Genomic DNA, 16,193 nt, shown 5'->3' with positions numbered 1-16,193 from the left:
CCTCATACTACTTATATTTGTTTATGTTCTTTTACGACTGCATTACCTTTTTGATTAAAACTAGTATGATATTCTACAATACTAATTTCACATCCAGGACCAATTGTGACGTTGTTGCCTCTTACAACTTCAGCAATCGTATGTTCTAAATAGATATCATCTCCTTCAACAATCGAAGTTTGGAGGTTTCCAGCATGACTAGTAAAAGGAATAAATCTCGCTTTTTTACGAACAGTAATCTTTTTACCACCAATTTCTCTTACCTTACTGCCTTCATAACGAAGTGAGATTTGAATATTTTCAGCATTAAGTAATCCATCACTTTCAAGACCACCAGTTAATGATAAATCTTCTACTTCAATATCTCCCTTTACATTTAAAGCACCTTTTACATCTACGAAATCACCTGAAAACTTTCCTTCAATATCTATCGTACCTCTAACTTTTGTTTTTTCAATATGAGCATCACCATGAATTTGTGTATTACCATATACTTTTACATATTCCGCATCTACATTTCCTTGTACTTCGTTATCTCCATACACGACATAGTTTTTCACTTTCACATTACCGCGTACATCACTCGTTCCGTACGTTTTAAACTCATTGCAACTCATATCATTGGTAATTGTTCCTTCACCGCGAATCTTCACTTTATTATAATCTCCGCCTGCTGAATTACCAGAACCATTTACTGTGAGACTATGTGGATGTTCCATACTGATTTCTCCCTTCCGTTAAACCTGCTTAATTTCTTTTACATTTGCATTTTTATCAACAGTAAGAACACCGGTATATTCAATCAGTTCAATCTCACAGTTTGCTCCTACTGTAACATTGTTTCCTCTTACCGTTCTTATGTGAGCATAATCAATATCGATATTGTCACCTTCTAATAGTTCAGCTTCTAACTGCAAGCCAAATACTGTTTTAAATAGCCTACTAAATGTACCTGATCTATGTCTTACTTTAATCGTTTGACCACCAATTTCTTTCGCTCGACATGTACCGTGAATATTTATATTAATTTCATCTGCGCTTAATAAACCACCGATTGTAAATTGTCCTTCTGAAGAAAAAGTATCCACTTCACAATTACCGTCAATTGTAGCTTGACCATTGACTTTAAATTCTTCACCAGTGACATTTCCACCTATCGTACCTTTTCCTGCAATTTTCAAACTGTTTGCTTTTACATTTTGCGTAATTGTTGCTTTTCCATCAATTCGCATCGTTTCAGCATGAACTGTGCCATCAACTTTACCAGATCCGCTAATTCGTGCACTGCTACTTTTCAAATCGCCAGTAACTGCACCGTAACCGTTACATTCAAATTGCTCACATTCAACATTTCCATTCACAGTTCCTTTTCCGTTTAATTGCACTTTATGAAACTCGCCACCATTCGATGAACCGTAACCATTTATAATCAAATTATCTGTACGCATACTTTCTCCTCCACTACAACAATTTAGTTTTTAATGCTTCGGTATATTTCATAATCGCTTCGCGTAAAACGATTTTGGTGCCTTTTTCAAAAATTAAATCGTCCACGTTTGAAACTAATAAACATGTAGAAATCCCTAACTTTCGGACGATGATTAAGTCACAAGTTTTATGTTTCATTGCTTCATAATTTTCACGTAAAACTTGCAAGACCATTTTTCCTTCTTCTAAACTAATCTCTCCTGATTGTAGTAATTCTTCTAACATGTACACATAAAGAATGTCTACAAATTGAAACTCTGCTGTTTTATTCGTTTGTTCTATGAAAAATTGTAAAACTGGTTCTGATGCAATCCCCTTGCATAAAATGTCTTCCTTTGTTAAAAGAATTTCTCTCACACTCGGTGAAAACATGTTAGCTAGTTCATCAAGTGATAAATCCTCTTTCATCGTTTGGATTTTATCGATACGCTCTAATATCTTTTCTTTCGGAAAAAATGTCTCTTGACCTGTAAACGTTGATTTTCGTACAAACCAATCTTCCGGAATTAAATTTTTTCTTTTCCACCTATATAACTGTCCGTATGAAATACCAGTTAGTTCTAATAAATCTTTTTTTGAAATTAAATCTGTACTCAACTGTATAACACTCCTTCCTGACAACAATGTAACATAACACTGTTACGCTGTAAATAGACTTTTATCACAAGTAGCGTAACAATGTGTAAAACAAACCTATTCCTACATACAAAAAAGGCTCTTACACATCTTATGAAAATGTGCAAAAGCCCTTATATATCAAGATTTAAACCAAATATTATAAAAATCAATCCAACCTTGTGAATTAATCATTATATTTTGAACTTTTTCATGTGTACTTACCTCTTGTTTATTACGATATAAAGGAATAATATGAATTTGACGTAACAAAGTATCCTCGATATCGCGTAACAGTGTAACTCTTTTCTCTAATTCTTCTTGTCTAAAATAAGGAGACAACTTTTCATGAAAGTCCATGCTGCTTTGTCCATGAATAAAACTATTTTTTGTAAGAAACATATATAATAAACTATCTTCTATTCGTTCACTTATTGTGGCACTATCATGCATCATATCGGCCTTTTGTATCGTACTTACTTCCAATAGCTCTTCTATCTCAAGAAAATTATTTTCTACACGAATCCCGTACTTCGCACACTCTTTTTGTATCCATTGTGCATCTTCAACATGATCTCGTCCTGTAAATGTGTAGAGTTGTAGCACTTCACTATGATAAGTACTCCTTTTAATTAAACTTTCGATATCTTCGTCAATATCTACTATGCTTTCATTTGCTAATATTAGTTTCTTTGCCACTTCTCCACGTTCTCCGCCGAGTTCTTGAACGATTGTATAACCATGAATGATGTTATATAACGCTTTCCGAAATAACGCATCTTGCATTGGTCCTTCTCTCGTAAGATTACATGTTATATATGTCACGTTCGACTCAAGCCGAGACAATTCTTTATTATGTTTTTCTTTATCTTTATACTGCGCCTTTACTAAAACATCGTATGTACTTACACCTTGTTCTACATTCCACAACTCAATACGATCTAAAAAAGGTCTTTCACGAAAATATAAAGGATGTCCTTCTAAAATGAACAGATTTTCATTACTTTTATATAATTGAAAAGGCCCTGTTCCAATTAACCCTCCTGCTTCATCTTCATTCACGATAGAACACTGTTCTGCACTTAGCATATGTAAAAACATTCGATTTTCCGTATGTAATTGAATTTCGAAAACGTAGTCATCCACTGAACGGATATTTTCAACGTGTTGTAACATCCATGCGTGTGCATTATTTTCCAGCTTCATAAATCGATTCAACGAGTATATAACATCATGTGCAGTAAGTTGTTTTCCATTATGAAAGTGAACTCCTTTTCGTAAGTAAAACGTCCATATTTTTTCAGCGTCATTATATTCCCAGTGAAATGCAAGTCTTGGCTCTATAATGTTTGTATTACCGTCTACATACACGAGTGTGTCGAATATATGTTTTACCATATGGCATTCTGAACGCATTGTAGCGTATACAGGATCTAATGTGATATCTAAATTCATTTGTACTTGCAACCGGAGTACATCTCTTCTCCCTTCAGATGTCATTTCAACCTTATGACCAAATATTGAATCCACCCAGGAATGATATTCTCCCTTTACCGATGGAAAATGTGAGCTATAGCGTTCCACAAATATACTTCCGCTTTTCACATCCCCTTTTTTCGTTATTTCTTTTCCTCTATCTAAAATTAAAGATATCGGGTGCTTTTGAAATATTAACTTAGACCGATTTCCTCTGCCGCGACCTGGAAACCACTTAATCCAATTTAACTCATCTAATTTTTTTATAATTAATTTACTATTGCGCTCTGTACAAAATAATGTACCAGATATATTTTGCACTGTTACTTCCAATCGTTCTCCCTCTTTTTTTCCTTTTCCATAAGCAATCCATAGTTCAATGTATTGATCTAAAATAAACATCATACTCCCCCTAAAAGGTGAAAAATCCTCCCTATAGTTTCTACCCTTTTTCCAACTCTCCTTTCATCTTATCATTTCAATATAGAAAGGAGGAATTAATATTGAATTATCTCTTACTTCGTTACAATAAACCTATTTTTATTAGATTGTGTGGTGAATTATTAACCCGAACGACTGAATCTATGTTAGCTCTCATTATGATTATTTACGTCAATAAAATGTTAAACGGCAATGTAATAATAACTATGCTAATTTTCGGATTACAGCCACTTTCAGACATTTTATTTACACTTATTGCTGGAGGAATTACTGATAAATATGGCCGAAAAAAGATTATGTTACTCGGATTATTACTACAAGGTGTTGCAATCGGTAGTTTCGTTTTCGCTCAATCCGTTTTTATATTTGCACTGTTATATATCATTAATGGTATTGGCCGTTCCTTATATATTCCAGCTCAACGTGCACAAATTGCTGATTTAACAAAACAAGAGCAGCAAGCAGAAATTTTTGCTCTCCTACAAACGATGGGAGCAATTGGATCCGTAGTCGGCCCTTTAATCGGTGCAAGTTTTTATAATACTCACCCAGAATATTTATTTATCGTGCAAAGTGTAACCCTTACGATATATGCCGTTGTTGTTTGGACCCAGCTCCCAGAAACCGTTCCACCTATGAGTAAGTCGAAACAAACAGTTGAGGCAAGTTCACCAAAGCAATTTATTTTTAAACATTATGCCATATTCGGTCTTATGGTTTCTACACTTCCTATTAGCTTTTTTTATGCACAAACTGAGACAAATTATCGTATTTTTGCAGAACATGTATTTCCTAATCTCGTATTCATACTCGCATTTATTTCAACATGCAAAGCCATTTTGGAAATCATTCTACAAATCTTCCTCGTAAAATGGTCTGAACGATTTTCTATGACGAAAATCATCCTTATTTCTTACGCCTGCTATACAATAGCTGCGGTTGGCTTTAGTTATTCAACGACGATATTCTCGTTATTCTTCACCTTACTCTTTTTAGTCATTGGCGAAAGTATTGCTCTAAACCATTTATTACGATTCGTTTCAGAAATTGCACCTCATGATAAACGTGGTTTATATTTTTCAATTTACGGTATACACTGGGATATATCTCGAACGTGTGGACCAGTTATTGGTGCAGTTATATTAAGTAAGTTAAATGGAAGTATGCTGTTTTATATTTGTGCTAGCTTCTTATTAGTTGGAGGTATTGTTCAAGCGCTATTTGTTCAAAGTTTGGAACGTAAAAAAATCGCGAACCATCCTACACATAATTTATAGGTTACTACTTTTTCAGTAGATCAATATTTCTTATTGGATGAATATTAAAAAACAAAAGTGAAGTATTTCGCATATGAAAGTATGTTTTATATGACAGGAGACGTTCCTTGTTTACAACTAAAAACACCTCACTTCAAGAAAGTGAGGTGTTTTTGAAATCACTTAATTTCTTATCCTGCCATTTTATTAATACTATCCTCTGGCGAAAATACGGAAATATGATCGACCTTACCAGTCGATTTTGGAATGACAAATTTCAATTCATACTGGTTATTTACTTTGTATACATATATTTTATCTTCACCATTCTCTTTAACTGAAGATGGTTTTCCTAATGCTTTTTCAATTTCTTGTAATGTAATCAATTTTAGTTCTGCATGATATGAGCGTACATCAAAAACTTGTGACCCTTTATTAAATCCGAAAACAACATTTTTATTTGTAAAAGTTGCGTACATTCCATTCCCTGCATATTCGGTTTTATTTGCTTTCCCCCACGCTTTTTCAATTTCTTCAATATCCCCTGTATGGGCTCCAAATGGCACATTAGGTACCTTTCCTTCTTTTGCTAGTTCAAACAAATCTTTAACGTGGTTAATTGATTTTTGATTAAGTGTTCTATCTTTCGAATCTTGCTCAGCTGATGGTTTTGTTGTTTTTTCATTACTTGGTTTTGCTTCAAGATTTTTCTTTTCTTCTGAAGAATTGCTTTGTTCATTTTTATGATTTTCCGAGGCTGGATTTGCTTCCTTTTTTTCGTCTGTCCCTTTACATGCTGCTAATGCAAATGTGCATGTAAAAGCAAGAAATAACATAACTATTTTCAAATATACCTTCATCATTTTTACCCCCTATTGTATTTTATTCATTTCGATAATCAACCGGATGCGAAGTATAGTATTAATTAAGGACTTCTAATTCTAAATCGTCACTTTCCCATAATTTTAAAAAACTTGGAATTATATTGTTAATCATCGTATTCATCTCCTTCTTTAAACCTTCTCTTCTCAATGATAATATCCTCTATCTATAATTTAAAACATGCTGTCACAACAGCTCCTTGAAACAAAAAAACCAGTAGGAAGTGATTACTCTTTTCCTACTGGTTGAAATGAAATTAAACGGTAAATCTTAGCTTCTTAAAAAATGTAGCGATAGTGTTTTTTACTGTTTCAAAATTATAAGCAAACGTGTTATCTCCACTTAATGATGAAATACATGTTAAACCTGCAGCTTTAATAAAAGCTTTTACATCTACAAGCATAGAATTAGCCTCCAAGAATTTGATTACAATCATTATAACAGGTGTTTTACGACGCTAACATAAAAGTAATAAATAAATTTCTATTATTAATTTATCTCGCTATTTGCCGGGCAGTAAGATCCCCACCTCAAAATTCAGCGGAAACAAAGAAGTTAGGTGGAGACCCTGCTACCCGTAAAAGCTAAATTGGTGAGGGCTGATAATCAGTGGGAATGAACAAAACCCCCACTGATTAAAATTTCACCTTATTTAGCTTACAGTACACCATTTCAATGTCATATAAAAAAGCTGCCCAAAAAGAGCAGCTTCAAATATGTATATTACACTTCGATTGATTTACCATCTTCAACAATATGATAAAGTAAATGCGCTAAATGATGAATTGGACCGTATTCTTCCTCTTCCTCATCTGTTTCGCCTTGGAATTCAAGATCGTTTAAGTATAGTGCTAAAAATTGATAGTATAGTTTTAAATCAAATCCGTAGCATGCAGTTGGTTCTTCATGATCCCCTTCATATTGTAACATTAAGTATTGATCATTTCCTTCTGCATCTTCTGCATCAAAGAATACGAAGAAGCCAACGTTTGTATCTAAATCAAATAAATGACGAGTACCTTTTTCAGTTGCTTTATTGAAGTCCTCTTCACTTAATTTATGTACTGTTGTCGCTTTTGCATTATCTTCTTGATGGAAATTTACTGTAAATGATTTCAATGCTGACACCTCCTGATTGTATAATACTAGCATAACATATAAAAAGGACTGCTTACAAATGTAAACAGTCCTTACATTCATTTTCGCATTGCTCGTAATAAGAAGCTTACGATGAAAATTAAAATAATCGCACCGATTAAAGCTGGAATAATTGCATATCCGCCAATGACTGGACCAAAACTACCAAGTAATTTCGAACCAACCCAAGAACCGATAATACCAGCAATAATATTACCAATTACACCACCAGGTACGTCCTTTCCAGTAATTAAGCTCGCAAGCCATCCTAATATACCACCGACGATTAAAGACCAAATCATATAATAACCTCCTTTACATTTCACCAATCAAAATATAATTAGAAACAATTGCTTACCATTAGTTATGTGACATTTTTCATAAGTTATTCATGTTGTTCAACTTTAAGATTTTTGAGAATAATACACACAGATTAAACCTTTTTTTGAACTAACGATTTATCCGACTTGTTATTACACACATTAAGAACAATCTGGCTTCAATATTGTTCGCATAAACTCTTCTTTAAAAGCTGCATAGTTAAAACCAACAGCAATTCTTTGAATCGGCCGATCATCAAACCTTGTTGGCTCAGCTATTTTTCTAAAGTCTGCTACACTTTGGCCCCTAGTCACATCATTTGTCGTACTAATCCACACTGCCGATTTTTTATATTCGAAAATACTGTCATTTATAAACGAGATAAACGGTAGTAAATCGTGTATAGGACTTCCACCAATACCCGGATATTCTTTTTTATAGAAATTCTCATAATAAAAATCAATCATTGGTTTAATGAGTTTCGCCTGTCCAGTTCCTTGTTTATCTATTATATTGGCCATTTCAGGCGTAATAAGCGCGCCCTGTGTTACATTTAACGGGTATATGCTAGCGTTTTTCGCATATTTCATAACAATATTTGCTGCAATTGGATCACCATAAAAATTCGCTTCAGATACTGGTGTAACATTACCTGGAAATAGGAAAGCGCCGCCCATTATATAATACGAACAAATACGATCCATTATATTTGGATACAATAAAAATAACGTAGCAAGCGTCGTTAGTCTCCCTGTCGCCACAATTATAATATCTTCTGGACAAGGTTCGATTAATTTGATTAATTCACAAAAATTTTCTCGTTTACAAATTCTCATCTCAGGTGGAATAATAGGACCTAAACCGTGATCCCCGTGGATTTCAGGGAAAAACAAAGGCTCTTCAGCTGTCATCGGTCTACTCGCACCTTCAATAATTTTCACTTGTGTAGCATAGTACCTTTCTAAAAAATAAACATTTTCCGTAACGATATCTCGTGATACATTCCCGTACTCAGCAACAATACCTAGAATATCTAATTTACATGTTTTATTTGCATAAATTAACGCTACGGCGTCATCAATACCAAAATCTCCAAAAAAGATAATTTTCTTATTAACTATTCTCACCCCTCTTAAGCATAATCTACTATTATTATTATGTGAAAAAGACAAGGCGGTGAAACAGCCCAAACTAAAAAAGTCGCCTATTTATTGGCGACTTCAATCTTTTTATAAGACAAATATGCAAGTACATTTTTACTTGAATCGTATTTCGGGTTATTTCCTTTTCTCGGCTCTCTCATATGTGTCTTTTCAAATCCAGGAATGTCTGGCATTTTCCCCATAAATTCAAGCATTTCTTCCTCAGAACCTTCAATGCGTACACGAATCATTATAACTATTCCTCAATTCTCAGTTTCTCTGTACTAAGTATATCGTACTTCAGAAAGACTGCAACACATTTATCTTTTTAACGTTGTACTTTTTTTACATATAAACATAGCCATTTCAGTATAGAACGATTCTACTTTATTATTTTTAAATTGAATATTAAAATATCCCTTCATTTCGTTTGGTGCTTTCATCATACATTCTGTTAATTTTTCACGCTTTTGTAAAGGGACATCCATCATATTACACCACCAGTCAAAATCAAACTTCTTATCAAAAGTAAGACATGACTGCATTTGCAAACCGTTTTTTTCTAATAAAGTAAGCCATTCTGTCTTTTTTAGAGCTCGTTCATGACTTGGGTCTCGCTTTTTTTCTATAAAATTATAAAATGTATCATATTCATTATTTTCTGGCGAAACATTATCTGTTAAGATGAATAATCCATTATCCTTCAATGTACGATTTACTTCATAAATAAATTGAGCCGGATTCGTAAAATGATGGGCTGCAATCCGGCATGTGATTGTATCAAAAAAATGGTCTGCAAATGGTAAATCCTCTGCGTTTCCTGCTACAAAAGATACATTTTCATGCCCATTCTGCTTTATAAAAACTTTTGCTTTTTCTAACATCTGTTCTGTTAAATCAAGTGCAACTACTTCTTCAAACATGGGTGCTAACATATTTGCCACATGTCCGCCACCAGTAGCAACATCAAGAAGACGATTATTATGACGAGACTCAACTTGTTGAACTACATATTGTAAATCCAGTCCTTTAGCATGTATTTTACTATTTACATATTTATCTGCATTACTGCCAAACTGTTTTTTCACAAGCTCTTCTTTACTCATATTATCATCTTCTTTCCATTGTTATTTACATATACGACTCATATAATTATTACAATTCTCTCCATGTATTTTCAAATCCTCTTTTCATCTCACTTCTCATCATGTTCCCGTATAATCAAAATAACATGATTGTACGTTCTTTCATTAAACAAAAAAAAGGCTACGGGAACTTTCCCCCTAACCTGACTAAATATTTACTACATTTTTATTTCTTCGTATATATCTATATAATATAAATCCTCTTTCAACTTCATGATAACATCTACTTCGTTATAAGTAGCCTCACGAGCATGTAAACCAAATTGATCCATACCAATCCATATCCAACCAGGTGTAAGATATAAAACATCTATATTAAAATAATCTAACTTAGTAAGCTCCGATGTAATAAATTTATCTTTATTAGCGATTTGTTTATCTATTAAACCATATTCTTTTCCATTTTCAAATAGCGATATAAATTTCCCTACAATCGGATGTTCACGAACAATAAAATGATATTCTTTTTCCTCTATATTTACCACAATCAAACGAGAAACAGATAAATCAGGCCCTGAATTCGACATATTTGTTTATTCACCTCCTTATATAGGCTTCTTAAATATGATAACAAATGAATATTCAAATTAAATTAATATAATGTAAAAAATAAAAAAGCTGAATCCCCTTTAGAAATCAGCCTTTATAATTCGATCAACTTTATTCTTTTACAAATTATTATAATGTTTCTTTTTCCTCCTCATTTCCGGAAACTAAATTTCCTATAGCATCCGCTGTTACTTCCACTACAAACTCACAAATACCAGCTACAACTTCTCCAATTATTTCATCCATCTTTTTACCCCCTTATTTTATGTAACTTATTTGTAGTATAGAAGAAATTAGCGAATGTAAACTATCGAAAAAGGTGACATAAACCTTACAGAATTGTAAGCTCTTTCATCCCTCTGCTTATCCCCTTTGAAACTCCAAGTATTTTTAGCAGACATATAGGCCATCATAAATATGAAGCAAGTAATAATCTAGTGTCAGGAGGCGTTTAATATGTATTACGTAAAATTAATTAAAGGTCAATCTTTCTACGCTTTTGATCATCGTTTCTTGGTGTCTGAAGAAGAAGAGGTTTCAGAGAAAATTTATAATTACTTACGACGTAATGAATTTTTTGAAGTACGTAAAGAAGAATACTCTGCTTAATTACAAAAAGCATTAAGAAAAATATCATCTTATTGTGATATATTCTTAATGCTTTTATGTGAATTTCTTCTTTTCAATAATTGTTGTTGACTCTATTAAATAATCTAGTATTTGTCCAAGCTAATTCTTCACTATTTTCATATTCTAGTATATGAGGAGGTGAAGAATATGACTCATATCATTGATTACCAAGCTACTCAACCTATTAGTAAAACTGGTGAAACAACTTTTGCAATCCCAGCTTCTCCAAATAAAGCAATTTTAGCAAATTTGAAATTGAGAATTTCAAGTAGAGATTCACGTAATAATCGAGTAGAATTAATCGCTACAATTGGTGTAGAAGGTATAACTGAGACTTCACAAGTTTTATTCCGAATTTTCCGTGATAACATTGAAATTTTTAATGCGCAAGTAGGTATTGAATCTACAGATTCTGAACAATTCTACGTACAAACATTTCAAGCTATAGATCAAAACGTTAGCAGTGGAACACACGAATATTCATTAACTGTAGAAAACCTTACTAGTGGTGCAAGCGCAGAAGTTGTTGGCCCACTATCTTTTAGCGCTTTAGCTATTGGACAAGAGCGTAAATGTTGCTAAGTGAATCTAATAGTTAATTTTGTACTTGAGAAAAGCGAGGCGTAGTTATACGTTCTTGCTTTTTTATATGTATCCTTACTTTCTATTAGCTTTAATCATAATTTTTTTACGTTTTGATTCACTTATTTCATCAATTAACACATCAAATTTTTGACCAATCAAAAAGATTGAAATCCAATTATGAAACACGTAATATAGACTCTGACTCTAAAAAAGTTCGTATGAAAAGAATACATAAATAAGGAGGTTTTATATACGAGTTTTTCATTTTAAAAGACGGAGAGGTTTTAATGTTATGTGGCGTAATAAAAACGTTTGGATTGTTTTAATTGGGGAGTTTATTGCAGGTCTAGGATTATGGCTTGGTATTCTTGGCAACCTTGAATTTATGCAAAAATATGTCCCTTCTGATTTCATGAAATCAGTTATATTATTTATCGGACTATTAGCCGGTGTTCTAGTTGGACCTATGGCTGGCCGTGTCATCGATCAGTATGAAAAGAAAAAAGTTCTTCTTTACGCTGGGTTTGGTCGAGTTTTAAGTGTTATTTTCATGTTTTTTGCTATTCAATTTGAAAGTATCGCATTTATGATCGCATTTATGGTTGCTCTTCAAATTTCAGCAGCATTTTATTTCCCTGCATTACAATCTGTAATTCCACTCATCGTACGTGAGCATGAGTTATTACAAATGAACGGTGTACATATGAATGTTGGTACAATTGCTCGTATTGCAGGCACTTCACTAGGTGGAATTCTTTTAGTTGTGATGAGTTTACAGTACATGTATGCCTTCTCAATGGCAGCATACGCCTTATTATTCCTCTCGACTTTCTTCCTACAATTCGAAGACAAGAAATCAACAACACCAAGTAAACAAGCTGCAAAAGATAATAGCTTTATGGAAGTATTTCGTATTTTAAAAGGAATTCCTATTGCTTTTACAGCACTTATATTAAGTATCATCCCTCTATTATTTATAGCTGGGTTTAATTTAATGGTTATTAACATTAGCGAAATGCAACATGATCCTACGATTAAAGGGTTCATATATACAATTGAAGGTGTCGCATTTATGTTAGGTGCCTTCGTAATTAAACGTCTATCTGATCATTTCAAACCTGAAAAATTACTATATTTCTTCTCAGTTTGTACTGCTTTTGCACATCTGTCATTGTTCTTTAGCGATATAAAATGGATGGCTCTTACATCATTTGGTTTGTTTGGGTTTAGTGTTGGCTGCTTCTTCCCTATTATGTCGACGATTTTCCAAACGAAAGTGGAAAAAAGTTATCACGGTCGCCTCTTCTCATTCCGTAATATGTTTGAGAGGGTTATGTTCCAAATCGTCTTACTTGGCACAGGCTTCTTCTTAGATACAATTGGGTTACAATATATGGTTCTCATCTTTGGAGTCGTTTCATTATTGATTATTTCTATTTCCCTTTCTAAGCAGAAACATTATGAAAAACAGCATTCGCAATCTGCAAATTTATAAAATAAACAAAGAAGTATGGGTCTAATATTGAATCCATACTTCTTTGTTTTATAATACGCCTATTTATTACGTTTATTGAAATTACCTAAAGGAGTATCCCCCTTTTATTTCGAATAGATTATAAAAAGTACTCTTTATAAAAGGAGTGGTAAAATGTCTGATGGCATCGAAGTATTTATTGTCCTGCTCTTTGCAATTGCTCTGTTTAGCATCCTAAACTTTTTAGCCATTTCCTTATCTGGACATAGTTTTAAAAAAAGAATCGTGGCAGGTTTCATATTTTTACTACTGACTCCCATTATTTTTTTGACTATCGCAACATTTGCTTCTATATTCGATAAAGCAGGATTTGGCGCAGGTACGTTAGCCTTTATGATCGCAAGCGTATATATATTAAATGGAATAGTGATTCTGCTTTCCTCTTTATTTATCCTCAAAAAAGACATAACATAGGCTATAGTACTAGCATGAATCTGACTTTACACTAGATTCATGCTTATTTAATTTCTCTTAAATTTTTATATGAAATTAAATAATTCTTTAAAAAAATTTAAACTTTATTTATTATAATATCCCTATCGTATTCGCACGTTTATTCAAATTTAAAAGAAAGGAGCACAAAATGAAAAAGGTTCTACTTACAATTCCTATACTAATCATCCTACTTAGTGGATGCAGCAATAACGATATATACGGTTCTTGGGAAGTCGTTGACAATAAAAAAGGTGAATGCCCTGTATATTATAAATTTGAAACAGTTGTCAAAAAAGAAAATAAAGAGGAAATTGTGCAAAATTTAGTAGAAATGCAGACAACAAAGAATAAAGACGATTTATATAAAGGCTCATTTGTCAAAAATTCTAATGTATATCACATTGATTATGGTAATTCATTTACATCGGACCAAACTTTAAAAGTTGCCGACGGTACATTAAATGTATACTTTTTGACAGCCGAAAAATTATGCACATATAAAAAGAAATGATTACATTTCAGAGGAGACGCAGAAAATATTTTCTGCGTTATTTCACTTTAGAAATCGGCCACAAAAATAGCCCTTGTTTTCGTATTCTTTTTCATTTAAAACATGAGAAATATACTTAATAAAAACTAGAAAATACCTTAAGTTATATAAAATGAATCCTATAATAGACATTTCAATTAACACATCTACGCTATTTACATCGATACTTTTCAAAATAGGCTAATCCTTCCTCTAAATTTGTCAATCGTTTTAATTTTCATAAAAAAATGATAAAATATAAACATGTGTTTTCAGAATAATTAAAAACGCAGAATGAAAGCACTGTTTTAGGAGGGGTTTTGATGACTTACACGTTAGCAACTAGAATGAAAGCATTCCAATCTTCTATATTTAGTGAATTAGGAGCCTATAAAAAAGAAAAAATTGCAGCAGGTCATAACATGATTGATTTGAGCATCGGAAATCCTGATATGCCGCCCGCTGATTTTGTAAGAGAAACAATGGTACATACAGCGAGTGAGAAAGAGAGCTACGGGTATACATTATCAGGTATTCAAGAATTTCACGAAGCTGTAACTGAATATTACAACAACACTCATAACGTTTTATTAAATGCGGATAAAGAAGTTTTATTATTAATGGGTTCACAAGACGGGCTCGTTCATTTACCTATGGTTTATGCAAATCCAGGTGATATTATATTAGTTCCTGATCCAGGATATACAGCTTATGAAACAGGTATTCAAATGGCTGGTGCAACATCTTACTACATGCCTTTAAAGAAAGAGAATGATTTCTTACCAGACTTAGAAGTCATCCCTGAAGAAATTGCCGATCAAGCAAAGATGATGATTTTAAACTTCCCAGGGAATCCCGTTCCAGCAATGGCTCATGAAGATTTCTTTAAAGAAGTAATCGCATTCGCGAAAAAGCATAATATTATCGTTGTCCATGATTTTGCTTATGCTGAATTTTATTTCGATGGTAATAAGCCAATTAGCTTCCTCTCTGTACCTGGTGCTAAAGAAGTTGGTGTAGAAATCAATTCTTTGTCAAAAAGTTATAGTTTAGCAGGTAGCCGTATTGGATATATGATTGGAAACGAAGAAATTGTTCGTGCACTTACTCAATTTAAATCTAATACCGATTACGGTGTATTTTTACCAATTCAAAAAGCGGCATCTGCAGCACTAAGAAATGGCGCTGCATTTTGTGAGAAAAACCGCAATATTTATCAAGAACGGAGAGATACTTTAATCGATGGATTCCGAACATTTGGCTGGAATGTCGATAAGCCAGCTGGTAGTATGTTTGTCTGGGCAGAAATTCCACAAGGATGGACTTCTCTAGACTTCGCTTATGCATTAATGGATCGTGCGAATGTCGTTGTTACACCTGGTCATGCATTTGGACCTCACGGAGAAGGCTTCGTACGTATTGCACTCGTTCAAGATAAAGAAGTGTTGCAACAAGTTGTTGAAAACATTAGAAATAGCGGCATTTTCGTCCTTGAAAAAGTAAATGAATTAGTTAAAAATTAATTCCGGCTCCCCTGCTTAACTTTAGCAGGGGTATTATTAATTGGAGGTACTTTCATATGCATATTAAAGACACACTTCCCCATCGTTATCCATTTTTAATGATTGATAAAGTAACAAATGTAAAACAAGATGAATTCGTTACAGGATATAAACTCATTACAAATAACGAATGGTTTATAAATGATAGTCACAAACATATGCCTCATATGTTAATTGTAGAAGCACTTGCTCAGCTTAGTGCATTTGTACATACAAGTGATTCTGAAGGACTAGGATTCCTCTCCTCTTTAGATGGAGTTGAATTCCACGGAAAAGCATATCCCGGTGATAGACTTGATTTACATTATGAGCTAACGCGCAATCGCCGAGGTTTTGTTCTTGGTAAAGGTATTGCAACTGTAAACGACCAGCCTATTGTAACTATAGAAAAACTATTAATATATCAAGCAGATTAAAGTGTTCCTTATATCAGTTGGAAATATCTATTCTCAACCGATTGAGTAAA

The 16,193-nt window shown here is 33.2% G+C and carries 20 protein-coding genes; 8 read left to right on the top strand and 12 right to left on the bottom strand.

From position 1 onward, the window contains the following. Window positions 1–11: 11 nt before the first annotated feature. The 4 genes from ACTFP3_RS20025 to ACTFP3_RS20010 form a co-directional block, all read right to left on the bottom strand. Complete coding sequence (locus tag ACTFP3_RS20025) at window positions 12–719, bottom strand: cytoplasmic protein (RefSeq protein ID WP_440011051.1); 708 nt, start codon at window positions 717–719, stop codon at window positions 12–14. Between the two features lie 18 nt (window positions 720–737). Continuing rightward, on the bottom strand, window positions 738–1,448 hold the full coding sequence (locus tag ACTFP3_RS20020; protein WP_001258384.1) for a bactofilin family protein: 711 nt from the start codon (window positions 1,446–1,448) through the stop codon (window positions 738–740). A gap of 13 nt (window positions 1,449–1,461) precedes the next feature. Further along, the gene (locus tag ACTFP3_RS20015) at window positions 1,462–2,085 is read right to left on the bottom strand and encodes a YhbD family protein (RefSeq protein WP_000102241.1); all 624 of its coding nucleotides are present in this window, start codon (window positions 2,083–2,085) and stop codon (window positions 1,462–1,464) included. Window positions 2,086–2,244: 159 nt separating this feature from the next. Next, complete coding sequence (locus tag ACTFP3_RS20010) at window positions 2,245–3,981, bottom strand: ABC transporter substrate-binding protein (protein ID WP_440011049.1); 1,737 nt, start codon at window positions 3,979–3,981, stop codon at window positions 2,245–2,247. A gap of 101 nt (window positions 3,982–4,082) precedes the next feature. Between ACTFP3_RS20010 and ACTFP3_RS20005 the strand changes: the two genes are divergently transcribed. Then, entirely contained in the window at window positions 4,083–5,297 is a 1,215-nt protein-coding gene (locus tag ACTFP3_RS20005) for an MFS transporter (RefSeq protein ID WP_326037054.1), read from the top strand. Between the two features lie 170 nt (window positions 5,298–5,467). Here ACTFP3_RS20005 and ACTFP3_RS20000 read toward each other — a convergent pair whose 3' ends face one another. From ACTFP3_RS20000 to ACTFP3_RS19965, 8 genes are all read right to left on the bottom strand, one after another. Further along, window positions 5,468–6,139, bottom strand: a complete 672-nt coding sequence (locus ACTFP3_RS20000; protein WP_135277807.1) for a YjgB family protein — start codon at window positions 6,137–6,139, stop codon at window positions 5,468–5,470. 275 nt (window positions 6,140–6,414) lie between these two features. Next, a complete protein-coding gene (locus ACTFP3_RS19995) occupies window positions 6,415–6,561 on the bottom strand; it encodes a hypothetical protein (RefSeq protein WP_000959548.1) in 147 nt (48 codons plus the stop codon). Between the two features lie 320 nt (window positions 6,562–6,881). Next, the gene (locus ACTFP3_RS19990; protein ID WP_000834883.1) at window positions 6,882–7,277 is read right to left on the bottom strand and encodes a hypothetical protein; all 396 of its coding nucleotides are present in this window, start codon (window positions 7,275–7,277) and stop codon (window positions 6,882–6,884) included. A gap of 77 nt (window positions 7,278–7,354) precedes the next feature. After that, the gene (locus ACTFP3_RS19985; RefSeq protein WP_000638306.1) at window positions 7,355–7,597 is read right to left on the bottom strand and encodes a GlsB/YeaQ/YmgE family stress response membrane protein; all 243 of its coding nucleotides are present in this window, start codon (window positions 7,595–7,597) and stop codon (window positions 7,355–7,357) included. A 180-nt stretch (window positions 7,598–7,777) separates the two neighbouring features. Next, a complete protein-coding gene (locus tag ACTFP3_RS19980) occupies window positions 7,778–8,743 on the bottom strand; it encodes a nucleoside hydrolase (protein WP_001223682.1) in 966 nt (321 codons plus the stop codon). Between the two features lie 77 nt (window positions 8,744–8,820). Further along, complete coding sequence (locus tag ACTFP3_RS19975) at window positions 8,821–9,009, bottom strand: DUF3970 family protein (protein WP_000621873.1); 189 nt, start codon at window positions 9,007–9,009, stop codon at window positions 8,821–8,823. 69 nt (window positions 9,010–9,078) lie between these two features. Beyond that, window positions 9,079–9,864, bottom strand: a complete 786-nt coding sequence (locus tag ACTFP3_RS19970; protein WP_000031301.1) for a class I SAM-dependent methyltransferase — start codon at window positions 9,862–9,864, stop codon at window positions 9,079–9,081. A gap of 197 nt (window positions 9,865–10,061) precedes the next feature. Then, window positions 10,062–10,430, bottom strand: a complete 369-nt coding sequence (locus ACTFP3_RS19965) for a hypothetical protein (protein WP_000071478.1) — start codon at window positions 10,428–10,430, stop codon at window positions 10,062–10,064. 478 nt (window positions 10,431–10,908) lie between these two features. On the opposite strand from ACTFP3_RS19965, the gene ACTFP3_RS19960 reads away from it, so the two are divergent. The 7 genes from ACTFP3_RS19960 to ACTFP3_RS19930 all read left to right on the top strand — a co-directional run bounded on the left by ACTFP3_RS19960 (window position 10,909) and on the right by ACTFP3_RS19930 (window position 16,143). Further along, window positions 10,909–11,061: a YqbF domain-containing protein gene (locus ACTFP3_RS19960; protein WP_000291905.1), complete on the top strand. Its 153-nt coding sequence runs from the start codon at window positions 10,909–10,911 to the stop codon at window positions 11,059–11,061. Between the two features lie 168 nt (window positions 11,062–11,229). Then, window positions 11,230–11,664 carry an exosporium protein ExsC gene (gene exsC, locus ACTFP3_RS19955; RefSeq protein ID WP_000148797.1) on the top strand — a complete coding sequence of 145 codons (435 nt, stop codon included), beginning with the start codon at window positions 11,230–11,232 and terminating at the stop codon, window positions 11,662–11,664. 295 nt (window positions 11,665–11,959) lie between these two features. Next, window positions 11,960–13,162: an MFS transporter gene (locus ACTFP3_RS19950; RefSeq protein WP_086388245.1), complete on the top strand. Its 1,203-nt coding sequence runs from the start codon at window positions 11,960–11,962 to the stop codon at window positions 13,160–13,162. 153 nt (window positions 13,163–13,315) lie between these two features. After that, window positions 13,316–13,615, top strand: a complete 300-nt coding sequence (locus ACTFP3_RS19945; RefSeq protein ID WP_001279462.1) for a hypothetical protein — start codon at window positions 13,316–13,318, stop codon at window positions 13,613–13,615. Between the two features lie 169 nt (window positions 13,616–13,784). After that, on the top strand, window positions 13,785–14,147 hold the full coding sequence (locus ACTFP3_RS19940) for a hypothetical protein (RefSeq protein WP_000757017.1): 363 nt from the start codon (window positions 13,785–13,787) through the stop codon (window positions 14,145–14,147). Window positions 14,148–14,488: 341 nt separating this feature from the next. Continuing rightward, on the top strand, window positions 14,489–15,688 hold the full coding sequence (locus ACTFP3_RS19935; protein WP_242284541.1) for an LL-diaminopimelate aminotransferase: 1,200 nt from the start codon (window positions 14,489–14,491) through the stop codon (window positions 15,686–15,688). Window positions 15,689–15,744: 56 nt separating this feature from the next. Next, window positions 15,745–16,143 carry a 3-hydroxyacyl-ACP dehydratase FabZ family protein gene (locus tag ACTFP3_RS19930; protein WP_242284543.1) on the top strand — a complete coding sequence of 133 codons (399 nt, stop codon included), beginning with the start codon at window positions 15,745–15,747 and terminating at the stop codon, window positions 16,141–16,143. Window positions 16,144–16,193: the final 50 nt, after the last annotated feature.

Origin of the sequence: Bacillus cereus group sp. MYBK5-2 (assembly GCF_051915685.1) — a bacterium.
Classification (GTDB): Bacteria; Bacillota; Bacilli; order Bacillales; family Bacillaceae_G; genus Bacillus_A; species Bacillus_A cereus.
The sequence above is the reverse complement of the archived record's forward strand: the minus strand, read 5'-3'. Positions and strand labels throughout refer to the sequence as shown.